The sequence below is a fragment of the Paraburkholderia aromaticivorans genome, assembly GCF_002278075.1.
In the GTDB taxonomy this organism is placed as follows: domain Bacteria; phylum Pseudomonadota; class Gammaproteobacteria; order Burkholderiales; family Burkholderiaceae; genus Paraburkholderia; species Paraburkholderia aromaticivorans.
The window spans coordinates 2690124-2703257 of sequence record NZ_CP022990.1; the positions used below are offsets into that span (position 1 = coordinate 2690124).

The window sequence follows — 13134 nt, forward strand, 5'->3', positions numbered from 1 at the left end:
CATAGACCATGGCGCCCGCCCGCATTCTTGTAGTCGAAGACGACCGCGTCGTCGCCAGAGACCTGGCGCAGCAGATGAGCCGCGCGGGCCACACGGTGGTCGGCATCACCGCGCGCGGCGAAGACGCCTTGCCGCTCGCCGCGCAAACCGCGCCTGATCTGGTCCTGATGGACGTACGGCTGGAGGGCGAGCTCGACGGCGTCGACACCGCCCGGCTGCTTCGCGAGAATCTGAATCTGCCCGTGGTCTTCCTGACCGCGTATGCCGACGAGGACACCGTGCGGCGCGCAACGTTTGCCGAACCGTTCGGCTACGTTCTGAAGCCGTTCGACGACACGCAATTGACGACGGTCGTCGAAATGGCGCTCTACAAGCACGGCGCCGAACGGCGGCTGCGCGAAAGCGAGCAGCGCTACGCCGTCACGCTTTCGAGTATCGGCGACGCGGTGATCGCGACCGACCGGGAGTCGCTGATCACTTTCATCAACCCGGTCGCCGAAGCGCTGACCGGCTGGTCACGCGAGGCGGCGACGGGGCGGCCGCTCGCGGACGTATTTCGCGTGATCAACGAAACGACCCGCGCGCCGGCCGAAGATCCGGTGGCGGCCGTGCTGGCTGCGGGGACGATCGTCGGGCTCGCGAATCATACGGTCTTGCTGGCGCGCGACGGGCGCGAGATCGCCATCGACGACAGCGGTTCGCCAATCGTCGACGAGCGCGGCGAAATCCGCGGCGTGGTGCTGGTGTTTCGCGACGTGACACAGCGGCGCCGCGCCGAAGAGGCCGAAATACTGCGCGAGACGAATGCACGCCTCGAATCGGCGATGTACGGGTCCAACGTCGGCGTGTGGGAAATCGACATGCCCGAGGGCGATCATCGCCGGGGCTTCGCGCGCTTCTCGAACATCTGGGAGTGGCTCGGCTATACCCGTCCGCAGACGCTGCTGGACTACGACGCGTATATGAGCATCGTGCTTCCGGAGGACCGCGCGGGCACCGAAGCCGAGATGCTTCGATACCTTGGCAAGGAAATCGATGTGTTCGAAGTGGAGAACCGCCTGTGCCATCGCGACGGAACCGTGCGGTGGGTTCTCGTGCGCGGCATGGCGACGTGGGATGCGCTCGGCAAGCCGATCCGCTTCGTCGGCAGCCTGGTGGATATCACCGAGCTGAAACACACGGAACAGGCGCTGCGTTCGAGCGAGGCTCGCTTTCGGGGCACCTTCGAAAACGCGGCGGTCGGCATCGCGCACTGCGATCTCGACGGGCGGTTCCTGCGTGTGAATCAGCGCTTATGCGATATCGTCGGCTATGAGCGTGAGACGCTGTTGCACAAACGCTTCCATGAAATCGCCAATGCGGATTTTCTCACGGCGAGCGCGGAGAAATTACGCCGCCTGAGCGAGGGCCAACTCTCGCACTATTCGGAGGAGATGCCGCTCTTCAGACGCGACGGCTTGCGGGTTTGGGTGAGCGTGTCGGTCGCGCTTCAGCGTGACGCGAGCGGGCGGGCGATCCACACCATTGCGATTCTCCAGGACATCTCCGCGCGAAAGGCGCTCGAAGATACGGTGCGGGTCGCGAAAGACGCCGCGGAATCGGCGAACCGTGCCAAAGATCAATTCCTTGCCAACATCAGCCACGAATTGCGCACGCCACTGAACGGCATTCTCGGTTACGCGCAGATCTTGCGGCGCGATGCGGCGATGACCGAGCGGCAACTGGCGAGTCTCGGCGTTATCGAGCAGAGCGGCGAGCATCTGCTCATGCTGATCAACGACCTTCTCGACTTCGCGCGCATCGAGGCCGGCAAGCTCGAACTGAACGTGACGGACGTGCCGCTCGGGCCTTTCTTGCGCGTGATCGCCGAGATGGTGGGGGTTCGCGCCGAGCAGAAACAACTGACGCTGAACTACGAGGTGCCGTCGAATCTGTCGAAGGTGATTCGCGTCGACGAAAAGCGCCTTCGTCAGGTGCTGCTGAATCTGCTTGCCAACGCGGTCACGTTCACGGACCGGGGTGAAGTCACGCTTGCCGTGCGCACGGTTGCCGACGCACGGCTGCGTTTCGAGGTGCGCGATACCGGTGTCGGCGTGAGTCCGGACAGGCTCGAGACGATCTTCCAGCCGTTCGAACAGGCCGGCGATTTCACCCGGCGCACGGGCGGCGTGGGTCTCGGGCTGGCGATCAGCCGTCAGCTGGTGCGCATGATGGGCGGTGAAATCAAAGTGGTGAGCGTGGTGGGTCAAGGCAGCATGTTCTGGTTCGAACTCGATGCGCCGGTGTCTTATGCGCAGACATTGAATTGCGCTCCGGCGCTGGAGATAGCGGGCAATGAGCGGCATGTGCTCGTGATCGACGATGTGTCCGCGAATCGCGCACTGATAGTCGACGCGCTGCAACGTTGCGGTTTTCAAGTTTCGCAGAGTGGCGACGGACGCGATGCGTTGGACAAGGCGCTCGCCTGTCCTCCCGATCTGATCCTGCTCGACACCGTCATGCCGGTGATGGGCGGTCTGGAGTTGCTCGGCCATCTGCGCGCCTCGGATGTGTTGCGTCAGGTGCCGGTGATCGCCGTGTCCGCGGACGCCTCGCAACGCAATGCACAGGCGAACCTCGACGCGGGCGCCAACGTCTTTCTCGAGAAGCCGCTCGATCTCGACCGCCTGTTCAAGGAGATCGCCGCGCTACTCGCATTGAAATGCACGATCCGGCCGGCGCCCGTCAGCATGAACGCCGCGTCGATCGTGCCACCGCGCGATGAAGTGGCGGTGCTGCATCGCTATGCGTTGCTGGGGTCGATGCGCGACATCGTGCGTCACGCGGATTATCTCGTGAGCCGCGACAGCCGTTACGAACCCTTTGCGGCGCAGTTGCGCCGTCTCGCAGCGGGCTACGAGTCGCAAGCCTTGCTATCGCTGATAGAACAACATCTGGATCTGAACTCGTGAGCTCGACCGACCCATTCGATACCGGTGCGCCCATCGTTCTGGTGGTTGACGACACGCCCGCCAATCTTGGGCTGGTGGTCGAATGCCTCGAAAGCAATAACCTGAGAGTGGCCATCGCCCGCGACGGCATGGAGGCGTTGCGCCGCGCCGAGCTGGCGCAGCCCGATCTGATCCTGCTCGACGTGATGATGCCGGGACTCGACGGTTTCGAAACGTGCCGGCGGTTGAAGGCGATGGAGAAAACCCGCGACATTCCGGTGATCTTCATGACTTCCCTGACACGCACGGAGGAAAAGATCACGGGCTTTCGTGCGGGCGCGGTGGACTACATTACCAAGCCGTTGCAGATGGAAGAACTCGCCGCGCGAGTGGATACGCATCTGAAACTGCGTGCCTTGCAGCAATTGCAGGAAAAGCACAATGTTCAGTTGCAACAGGAAGTGAAGACGCGCAAGCAGGCAGAAGAGGCGCTGATCGAAGTGATTAACGGCGTGCGCAACGTGTCGAACGCAATTGCTCACGACTTGCGCACACCGTTGACCGAATTGCGCTCACGTCTCGAAGTGCTGACTATCACGTCCAGACGAGTGGGCAATGAGGAGATATTGCCGGAACTGGAGGTCGCGCTGACGGATGTCGATCGCGTGATCAGTATCTTCAATGCGCTATTGCGTCTTGCCGAAATCGACGCGGGCGTGAGGCGCTCAGGCTTTGCGCCGTGCGACCTGAGCGCGATTGTCTCGGATGCCGTCGAGTTTTATCAGCCTGTGGCTGAATTACGTAACGTCACGTTGTTGCTGGAGTGCGTGGGCGATCTCACGGCCGTGGCCGACCAGCTTTTGCTCGCGCAAGCGATCGGCAATCTGATCGACAACGCGTTGAAGTTTGCGCCGGACGGTGGTGAGACCAGGGTTGTCGCGATTCGTCACGGCGACATGATTTCGATCTCGGTGGCGGACGACGGACCTGGCATTCCGGATGCGGAAAAGCCCAAGGCAACCGAGCGTTTTTATCGTGGCGACGCGAGCCGTGGTACACCCGGTGTGGGGCTTGGCCTGGCGCTCGTGAAGTCGGTGGCGACACTTCACCGCGGATCGCTGGAGTTTACGGACAATACGCCTGGACTGATTGCGACGCTGAAGGTGAGTGGTCGTCTTTGAGCGCTCCCACGGTGTTCGCTGAATGAGACCGCGGCGACGCGCGTACTCTTTCCTGACCGCCGTTCGCGCTTTGACGTGAAGCGGTATACCTGGCGCGCAATTTTGCTGGCCCGGCCGGATTGGTATAAAGTCAATCCGTAATTGCCACGCGATGGATGCCCATTGCCGCCCCCATCCCTCATGGGTCTGCCGCCAGCATGAAATACAAAGACTATTACGAAATCCTGGGTCTCGAGCGAAGCGCGTCGCAGGACGACATCAAACGTTCGTATCGGAAACTCGCGCGCAAGTATCACCCGGACGTCAGCAAGCACGCCGACGCCGAAGATCGTTTCAAGGAGCTGGGCGAAGCCTACGAGGTGCTCAAGGATCCGGAGAAGCGCGCGGCCTACGACCGCATGGGCAGCGAATGGCGCAACGGCCAGGAGTTCCAGCCGCCACCGAACTGGGACGAGGGTTTCGAATTCAGCGGCGCGGGCAACGAGTCCGGCGAGCCAACCGATTTTCACGACATCTTCGAGAAGATGTTCGGCGGCGCGCGGGGTGGGCGTGGAGCGCGTGGCGCGCATGCGCGGCAACGGGCTTTCGATGCGCGCGGCGAAGATCATCACGCCAAGGTGTTGATCGAGCTCGAAGACGCCTATCGCGGCGCGCAGCGGTCGATTTCGCTCCAAATGCCGGTGATCGATACGCAAGGCCATGTTTCGCTGGAAACGCGAACGCTCAATGTCACCATTCCGAAGGGCATTCGCGCGGGCCAGCATCTGCGGCTGGCCGGCCAGGGGGCCGCGGGCGCCACGCCCGAAACGGCCGGCGACCTTTACCTGGAAATCGCCTTTCGCGAACACCCGCGCTTTCACGTGGACGGCCGCGACGTCTCGCTCGACTTGCCGGTCGCACCGTGGGAGGCGGCCCTTGGCGCGCAGGTTACGGTGCCCACGCCTGACGGTTCGGTCGAGATGACGGTGCCGGCGGGTTCAGCCGACGGCAGGCGCTTGCGGCTCAAGGGCAAGGGCATTCCGGCCAATCCGCCCGGCGATCTGTACGTGGTTCTGAACATCGTTCTGCCGCCTGCGGACAGCGATGCTGCAAAGGCGGCTTACGTGGCGATGCGGCAGGCGTTCAACTTCGATGCGCGCGCAAACTTCTATCGGTGATCATCGTGAAAGAGACGAGTACAACGACCTATCTGCAAGGCCAGATTGTCGATGAGAACGTGGAGTTCACTCTGGTTGAATTGAGCCGGGTGAGTGGGGCGTCGGAAGAAGAATTGACGCTGTGGGTGTCCGAAGGCGTGGTCGAGCCCGCAGGCGAGCGGCCGCAGGAGTGGCGCTTCAGCGGTACGGTACTGCGGCGCGTGCAGACTGCGCAGCGGCTCGCGCACGACTTTCAGATCAATCCTCCCGGCATAGCGCTGGCGCTCGATCTGCTCGACGAGATCGACTTGCTGCGCTCGCATGTCAAGCGCGCCCGTGGGAGCTAGGCGCGCGCGCGTGTGATTATCCGCTGCGCGGCCGTCGCGCGACCCCGACGATGTCGTCGCGAGTGCGGCTTGCGTGCAGGCTCCGCGAAGCCAGGCCCGGCTTCCCGTCATTCCACGTGCCAGTTGACGGTAGTCAACGGTCGTCGCGCTGATCCCTCTAATCTGAATGTTGATCGAGTCCCGGCTGGTCAGGGGCTTTCTTCACGGAGGAGACGGGATATGAATGCGGGCGATATCTGTACGAGAGACGTTGTGACGTGCGGCCTGAACGCGACCGTGCTGGAAGCATGCCAGCTCATGCGCGATCGTCACGTCGGCGACGTGGTGGCCGTGGAAAAGGGCGCGGACGGAAAGCTCCATGCTCGCGGCGTGCTGACCGACCGCGATATCGTGCTCGCGGTTCTCGCTCGCGAAGTCGACGCGCTCGGGCTTTTCGTCGGCGATGTCATGACCACGCCGCTCGTCGTCGCATACGAGGGGGAAGACGTGTGGCAGCTCGTGAAGCGAATGCGACTGCATGCGATACGGCGCATGCCGGTGGTCAGCGACACGGGTGAACTGGTGGGGCTGCTTTCGTTCGACGATCTTCTCGATGCGGCGTGCGCGTTCCTCGCCGAACTCTCGCTAGTGACTGCGCGACAGCCGCATTTCGAGGAAAAGCATCGCGCGTGACCGTTCATGCCCGGTCGAACATGCGTTCGGACGCGTGATGGACGTCTCGCGCCGGTTGGCCAACGCATGCACGTCAGGCCATCTGACCGATGGTTGAGCGAAAACGCCGCAATGCCATGGCAAACAGCACCGATCCGATCGCGATCAGAATCAGGAACGGCCGCCACGCGACATCGAGGCCGGCGCCGCGATACAGAATGGCCTGCCCCAGTTCGACGAAGTGAGTGGTGGGCGCGAGCAGCATGACGTCCTGAACGATCTTCGGCATGCTTTCGCGCGGGGTGATGCTGCCGGAGAGCATCTGCAACGGCAGGAGCACGAGGACCACCAGCATGCCGAACTGCGGCATGCTGCGCGCAAGCGTCGCCATGTAAATGCCCATCGACGTGGTCGCGAACAGATGCAGCGCCGTGCCGACCATGAACAGGGCCACGGAGCCCTCGATCGGCACATGCAGCGCGCCGCGCACCACGAAGGTGAGCGAGGCGGTCGCCACCACCATGACCACGAGCCCCATCGACCAGATTTTCGCCAGCATGATCTCTGCCGGGGTGACCGGCATGACCAGCAGATGTTCGATCGTGCCGTGTTCGCGCTCGCGGATCAGCGCGGCGCCCGTGAGGATGATCGACAGCATCGTGACGTTGTTGATGATCTCCATCAGCGCGCCGAACCAGGTCTGATCGAGGTTCGGGTTGAAGCGCATATGCACGGCGAGATCGACGGGCGGCGCCGCGGTGTCCCGGTAGCGCGCCACGAATCCCGCAATCTCGTCGGTCACGATCTGCTGCACGTAGCTGCTGCCCGTGAACGCCTGGCTCATACGGGTCGCGTCGACATTGAGCTGGATCGACGCCGGCCGTCCGGCCAGCATGTCACGCTGGAAGTTCGGCGGAATGTCGAGCGCGAACGTGTATTCGCCCGTATCGAGCCCATGGTCGACCTGCGCGGGCGCGATCAGGCGCGCAATGCCGAACTGCGGCGGGAAAAACGCGGACACGATGCGGGCGGATAGCGGCGAGGCGTCTTCGTCGACGATCGCGATGGGCGCCATATGCAGTGTGTCCGGTTGCGCGGTGGCGGCGGAATAGATCGCTACAGTGAAGGTGTAGGCGATCAACACGAGCATGGTCGGGTCGCGCCACAGACTCCACAGTTCCTTGACGCCGAGGCGGTAGATGTTCGCGAGGCGGCGCATGGTCAGGTTTCCTGCTTTTTGAGCAGCGCCGTGGTCAGGCCGAGCACCACCGGTATGGCGGCCAGCAGCGGCCAGAATTGCGCCTGAAGGTCGGTGAAGCCGAGCGCCTTGTTGATCACGCCGCGGCTGATCGTGAACATGTAGGTGGCCGGATAGATCGAGCCGACCAGGCGCCCGCTGCCTTCCATCGACGACAAGGGATTGATCAGGCCGGAGAACTGGATCGCGGGGATGAGCGTGCCGATCATCGTCAGGAAGATCGCGGCGATCTGGCTGCGCGTGAACGTGGATGCCAGCATGCCGACACCGGTCGCGACGATGCTGTAGATCAGCACCGCGGCGAGCAGCGTCACGAAGTTGCCTTTGACCGGCACACCGAAAGCGATCCGGGCCAGCAGCGTCATCAGCAGGAAGTTGAGCACGGCCAGTAACACATAGGGCACCTGCTTGCCCAACAGAAACTCGCTGCGCGTGACCGGCGTGACATACAGATTGATGATCGAGCCGAGTTCGCGCTCGCGCACGACCGCCAGCGCGGTCAGCATGGCCGGCAGCATCAGGAGCAGCAGCGGGATGATCGCGGGCACCATCGCCGGGGCGCTCTTCACGTCGGGGTTGTAGCGAAAGCGCGTCTCGATGTTGACCTGCGGAGCCGGCGTCATGCCGAGCCGATGGATGCTCTGCTCCATCAGCCACGCTTGATGCAGTCCGAGCACATATCCACGAATGGTTTCCGCGCGCTGCGGCATCGCGCCGTCGATCCACACACCGAGTTGCACGGGCGTGCCGCGTTGCAGATCGCGGGCGAAATGCGGGGGGATTTCGATCGCGAGGGACAAGCGGCCGCTGCGCATGCGCCTGTCCAGATCGTCGTAGTCGGCGAGCGGCGCCTGTTCCACGAAGTAGCGCGAGCCCGACATGTTCAGCGCATAGTCGTGACTCAGTTCGGTCTGGTCGCGGTCGAGGACCGCGTAGGTGAGACTTTCGACATCGAGACTCACGCCATAGCCCATCACGAGCATCAATACGAGTGAACCGAGCAGGGCGAGCGTGGCACGCACCGGGTCGCGGCGCAACTCGAGCGCCTCCCGCCACATGTAGGTCAAGGCGCGGCGCGGGCTGAACGCGCGCGGGCGCGCGGGGTTCGGCGGCCTCGCCAGCGCGGGCGTGCCGGAATCGTTCGTGCTGGCCAGCGCTTCGCTCGTCGCTTCGGCGCTGCCGCCTCCATCCGCCTGTTCGGCGCCGGCTTCGATCAGATAGCCGATGAAGGCCGCCTCGAGCGTCGCCGCGCCGCGCTGCTGCACAAGTGCCGCCGGCGACCCGGTCGCGAGCACGCGGCCGGCATGCATCAGCGAGATGCGGTCGCAGCGCTGCGCCTCGTTCATGAAGTGCGTCGAGATGAAGATCGTCACCTTGTCGCGCCGGGCAAGCTGGATCATCAGCTGCCAGAAATTGTCGCGAGCGACGGGGTCCACGCCCGACGTCGGTTCGTCGAGAATCAGCAATTCCGGCTTGTGCACCATGGCGACCGCGAGCGAAAGGCGTTGCCGCATGCCGAGCGGCAAGCTGTCGGGCAACGCGTCGCGTACTTCGGCAAGGCCGAAGCGGTCCACCATCTCGTCGACCCGGGCGGCAATCGCTTGCGGCGGCACGTGAAACAGCTGCGCATGCAATATCAGATTCTGCTGAACCGTCAGCTCGCCATAGAGCGAAAACGCCTGCGACATGTAGCCGACCCGGGTGCGCGTATCGATATCGTGAGGATCGACTGCGCGCCCGAACAGCCTGGCCGACCCTTCGCTGGCGGGCAGCAGGCCGGTCAGCATCTTCATCGTGGTCGACTTGCCGCAACCGTTCGAGCCGAGAAACCCGAAGATCTCGCCGCAGCGAATGCGGAAGCTGACGTGGTCGACCGCGACGAAGTCGCCGAAGCGCATGGTCAGATCGCTCGCTTCGATGGCGAGCTCGCCGGCGGCGCCGGCCGGCAGCGGCTCGACAACCACGGGCTGATGACCGCGGCGGCGCTCCTCGGGCAGCAACGCGATGAACGCCGCTTCCAGCGTGTCGCTATGGGTGCGCGCGAGCAGCGCGCGCGGCTCGCCGGTCGCGAGAATCCGGCCTGCGTCCATTGCGACGAGCGAATCGAAGCGCTGGGCCTCGTCCATGTACGCGGTCGCGACGATCACGCTCATGCCGGGGCGGCCGGCCCGGATGCGCGCGATCAGATTCCAGAACTGCGCGCGCGCCAACGGATCGACGCCGGTGGTCGGCTCGTCGAGAATCAGCAGATCGGGGTCGTGGATCAACGCGCAACAGAGCGCCAGCTTCTGTTTCATGCCACCGGAGAGCTTGCCCGCGGGTCGCGCCAGAAACGGATTCAGGCCGGTGCTGGCGGTCAGCGAGTCGATGCGCAGGCGGCGCTCCGTAGCATCGTGGCCGAACAGCCGGGCGAAGAATTGCAGGTTCTCCTCGACGGTCAGCGTGGGGTACAGATTCTTTCCCAAACCCTGCGGCATATAGGCGATGCGCGGGCAGACGAGCGCGCGGTGCCGGCGCGAGCGCATGTCGCCGCCCAGCACCTCGACGCTGCCTTGCTGGATCGCGCGGGCGCCGGCCGCCAGCGCCAGCAGGCTGGACTTGCCGACGCCGTCCGGGCCGATCAGCCCGGTCATGCGGCCGGCAGGAAAATCCAGCGTGAGGTTGTCGAGCGCAACGGTCTTCCCATAACGCAGCACCACGTTGCGCAGCCGGATGACAGGCGGGGCTTCAGCCGTCGCGATGCCGCTCACTGCGGCACCTTGATCGCGAGCGAAGCCGGCCACGCGGCATGCTGATCGATCCTGATCCACGCAACGCCCGGCAGGCCTGTCTTGACCAGCTTCAGATGCTGCAGCAGCAGTTCGCGGTTGATCCGTGCCTTGACGCGGAACATCAGCTTCTGGCGCTCGCTGGAGGTTTCCACGGTCTTCGGCGTGAATTGCGCGGTGCTGGCGACGAAGGACACCGTGGCGGGAATCACATAGTTGGGCGCCGCATCGAGTATCACGCGGACTTCGGCGCCCAGCGCGACCTTGCCGACCACCGTCTCCGGCAGGAAGAACGTCATGTAGACATCTGAGAGGTCGACGATGTTCAGGACCTTGCCACCCGCCGGCAGCACTTCGCCGGCCTCGGCAATGCGGTATTGCACGCGGCCGTCGCGCGGCGCCGTCAGCTGGCTGTCGCTGATGTCGGCTTCCACGCGCGCCACGGTCGCGAGCGCGGCATGCTCGGCGGAGTGCGCGGCCACCAGTTGCGCGCGGGTCGCGTCGACGGCGGCCTGGGCGGCTGTGACCTGAGCTTGCGCGGCGCGGACCGTGGCTTGCGCGCCGCGCTCGCGGGCTCGATCGTCGTCGAGTTCCTGCATGGAGGATGCGCCGTCGCGCGACAGCGTTTCCGAGCGCGCGAGCTTGCGGCGCGCCGCGTCCAGTTCGCTTTCGCGCTGGGAGACAATGGCTTCGGCAGCCGCCTTGTCGCTCTGCCGCTGCACGACCTGCGCTTCGATGCTGAGCGCGGTGTTGATCGCCTGCTGATGTTGCGCGCGCGCTTCGGCGAGCTGCGCGTCGAGCACGCTCACCTGCATGGTCGCGAGCGGCTGCCCCGCCTTGACGAAGTCGCCTTCGTCGACGGCAATCGTTTCGACACGGCCGGCCAGCTTGGTCGCCACATCGATTTCCGTCGCCTCGATCCGGCCGTTGCCGCTGACGAAACTCGCAGCGGGACCCGAGTCGTGCAACCTGGTCCAGGCGTAGTAGGCGGGCGCAACGATCACGGTCAGAGAGGCGACGGCGAGTATCAGTTTTGTTCTGCTGGGGCTCATGGCAATGGGCCTTGTTGGTGTGTGATGTCGGCGGCCGAGGGCGTGGCGGCCGGTTGCTCATCCTGCACGCCGCCGCCGAGCGCGGCATAGAGCGCGACGCGGCTCGAAAGCAGGGCGCGGCGGGTCTGTATCAGCTGCTGCCGCGCATTAAGCAGGTCGCGCTGCGCGTCGAGCACTTCCAGAAAGGGCGTCGCGCCATTGTCGTATCTGAGCCTGGCGAGGCGCGCCCGCTCGGACTGCGCCGCCAGCGTGTCGGTTTCCGCTTGAACCTGCGCGGCGAGCCACTCTCTCGCCGAGAGCGCGTCGGCCACGTCGCGAAAGGCCTCCTGAATGGTTTTTTCGTATTGCGCCACCGCTTCGCCTTCGCGCGCCCTGGCGAGTTCGAGATTGCTGCGATTGCGCCCGGCATCGAAGATGGGTAGCGAGATGTTGGGCGTGAAAATCCATGCGCCGCTACCCGACGCGAACAGGCTGTGCAGATCGGTGCTCGTCGATCCGACGGCGCCGGTGAGCGTGACGCGAGGAAAGAACGCCGCGCGCGCCGCGCCGATGTTTGCGTTGGCGGCCCGTAGCCGGTGTTCCGCCGCGACGATGTCCGGACGCCTTTCCAGCAGCGACGAAGGCAGCCCGGCCTGCAGATCCGGGTACACGCTCGCGTCGGCGAGCGGCGCCGATTGCAGTTGCGCGGGCGCGCCGACCAGTACGGCGAGCGCGTGGGCCTGAGTGGCGCGCGACTGTTCGAGCTGCGCCACCAACGCTTGCGCCTGCTGCAGCAGAATTTCCGACTGCCGGAGGTCCAGCTTCGAGATCGCCCCGACCTCGAAGCGGCGGCGGAAGATGCGCAGCGATTCCGAGCGGCTGGCGATCGTTTCGCGGGCAACGGCGATGCGTTCATCGAGTTCGCGCAGCAGCAGATAATTGTCCGCTACGTTTGCGATCACGCTGAGGGTCGCCGCGCGGCGCGCGGCGTCGCTCGCCAGATATTCTTCGAGGGCTGCGTCCTTGAGGTTGCGCACGCGGCCCCAGAAGTCGAGTTCCCAATTGCTTTCGGTCAACCCGACCTGATACGCGTCGGCGTCGAGACTTCCGCCTGGCAGCAGCACGCCCGGCGCATGCAAATGGACGTAGGCGCCGGCGGCGGCGATCGTCGGCAACGTGTCGGCGCGCCGGATGCCATACGTGGCGCGCGCTTGCTCCACGCGCCGCACGGCAATGCGCAGATCACGGTTTGCGCTCAGCGCCTGTTCGATCAAGGCCTGCAATTGGGCGTCGGGAAAGTAGCTGCGCCAGTCGGGTTGGACCGTGGTCGATGGGCCGTCGGAGGACGATGTCGCAGCGGCGGAGGAATCGGCGCTCCACGTATCGGGAACCGGCAGCGCGGGGCGCACATACGACGGCGCGAGCGAGATGCATCCGCCCACGCCGAGCGCCGCGGCCAGTACGACCGCCAAGGCGAACCCCGTGCCGCTGCGTGGCGAGCGGCGTGTTGCTGGCGGCGGTCGTGAGTGCGACGATGAGAACATGAGTGCGTGTGGTGAATTCGATGGGATGCTTCGATCAAGGCGATGACCTGTGCCGGGCATCGGCGACGCATTACGGATTACGCATTGCGCCGCGCGCAGGCGATTGCATTCGAGCCCGCGGCGCGCGGCGTGTCCGACGATCCGACACGGCGGCGACCCAGAGCCGACCCCGGCAACGCTTATGCTGCAAGTACTTATAACCGACGCCATGGATGGGACAACTTGATCTGGATCATCCGGACACGGACAGGTCAGGGCGGCTTGCTTTGTATCGCAATGTATCCACCC

General features: G+C 64.6%; 9 protein-coding genes. 5 read left to right on the forward strand and 4 right to left on the reverse strand.

What is annotated here, in order from left to right; all coding sequences use genetic code 11:
* The first annotated feature begins 8 nt into the window (after nt 1–8).
* The 5 genes from CJU94_RS31630 (at nt 9) to CJU94_RS31650 (ending at nt 6266) form a co-directional block, all read left to right on the forward strand.
* On the forward strand, nt 9–2951 hold the full coding sequence (locus CJU94_RS31630; RefSeq protein ID WP_095422464.1) for a PAS domain S-box protein: 2943 nt from the start codon (nt 9–11) through the stop codon (nt 2949–2951).
* On the forward strand, nt 2948–4111 hold the full coding sequence (locus tag CJU94_RS31635) for an ATP-binding response regulator (RefSeq protein ID WP_095422465.1): 1164 nt from the start codon (nt 2948–2950) through the stop codon (nt 4109–4111). The genes CJU94_RS31630 and CJU94_RS31635 overlap by 4 nt, the downstream gene beginning before the upstream one ends.
* A 197-nt stretch (nt 4112–4308) precedes the next feature.
* On the forward strand, nt 4309–5268 hold the full coding sequence (locus tag CJU94_RS31640; RefSeq protein WP_095422466.1) for a DnaJ C-terminal domain-containing protein: 960 nt from the start codon (nt 4309–4311) through the stop codon (nt 5266–5268).
* Nucleotides 5265–5594: a chaperone modulator CbpM gene (locus CJU94_RS31645; protein ID WP_095422467.1), complete on the forward strand. Its 330-nt coding sequence runs from the start codon at nt 5265–5267 to the stop codon at nt 5592–5594. Before CJU94_RS31640 ends, CJU94_RS31645 begins: the two co-directional genes overlap by 4 nt.
* Before the next feature lie 219 nt (nt 5595–5813).
* Nucleotides 5814–6266, forward strand: coding sequence for a CBS domain-containing protein (locus tag CJU94_RS31650; RefSeq protein ID WP_095422468.1), 453 nt, complete (start codon nt 5814–5816; stop codon nt 6264–6266).
* A 73-nt stretch (nt 6267–6339) separates the two neighbouring features.
* Here the strand turns inward: CJU94_RS31650 and CJU94_RS31655 are convergent, their stop codons facing one another.
* The 4 genes from CJU94_RS31655 to CJU94_RS31670 are packed head-to-tail and all read right to left on the reverse strand — an operon-like array spanning nt 6340 to nt 12846.
* Complete coding sequence (locus CJU94_RS31655; protein WP_095422469.1) at nt 6340–7464, reverse strand: ABC transporter permease; 1125 nt, start codon at nt 7462–7464, stop codon at nt 6340–6342.
* A gap of 2 nt (nt 7465–7466) precedes the next feature.
* Nucleotides 7467–10253 carry a ribosome-associated ATPase/putative transporter RbbA gene (rbbA, locus tag CJU94_RS31660; protein WP_095422884.1) on the reverse strand — a complete coding sequence of 929 codons (2787 nt, stop codon included), beginning with the start codon at nt 10251–10253 and terminating at the stop codon, nt 7467–7469.
* Nucleotides 10250–11323 carry an HlyD family secretion protein gene (locus CJU94_RS31665; RefSeq protein WP_095422470.1) on the reverse strand — a complete coding sequence of 358 codons (1074 nt, stop codon included), beginning with the start codon at nt 11321–11323 and terminating at the stop codon, nt 10250–10252. The genes rbbA and CJU94_RS31665 overlap by 4 nt, the downstream gene beginning before the upstream one ends.
* The gene (locus CJU94_RS31670; RefSeq protein ID WP_095422471.1) at nt 11320–12846 is read right to left on the reverse strand and encodes an efflux transporter outer membrane subunit; all 1527 of its coding nucleotides are present in this window, start codon (nt 12844–12846) and stop codon (nt 11320–11322) included. Before CJU94_RS31670 ends, CJU94_RS31665 begins: the two co-directional genes overlap by 4 nt.
* Between the last annotated feature and the right edge of the window lie 288 nt (nt 12847–13134).

Excerpts from the sequence above, each read along its gene's own strand:
- CJU94_RS31630 (WP_095422464.1), top strand. The coding sequence starts at position 9 with ATGGCGCCCGCCCGCATTCTTGTAGTCGAAGACGACCGCGTCGTCGCC.
- CJU94_RS31640 (WP_095422466.1), top strand. The coding sequence starts at position 4,309 with ATGAAATACAAAGACTATTACGAAATCCTGGGTCTCGAGCGAAGCGCG.
- CJU94_RS31650 (WP_095422468.1), top strand. The coding sequence starts at position 5,814 with ATGAATGCGGGCGATATCTGTACGAGAGACGTTGTGACGTGCGGCCTG.
- CJU94_RS31655 (WP_095422469.1), bottom strand. The coding sequence starts at position 7,464 with ATGCGCCGCCTCGCGAACATCTACCGCCTCGGCGTCAAGGAACTGTGG.
- CJU94_RS31665 (WP_095422470.1), bottom strand. The coding sequence starts at position 11,323 with ATGAGCCCCAGCAGAACAAAACTGATACTCGCCGTCGCCTCTCTGACC.
- CJU94_RS31670 (WP_095422471.1), bottom strand. The coding sequence starts at position 12,846 with ATGTTCTCATCGTCGCACTCACGACCGCCGCCAGCAACACGCCGCTCG.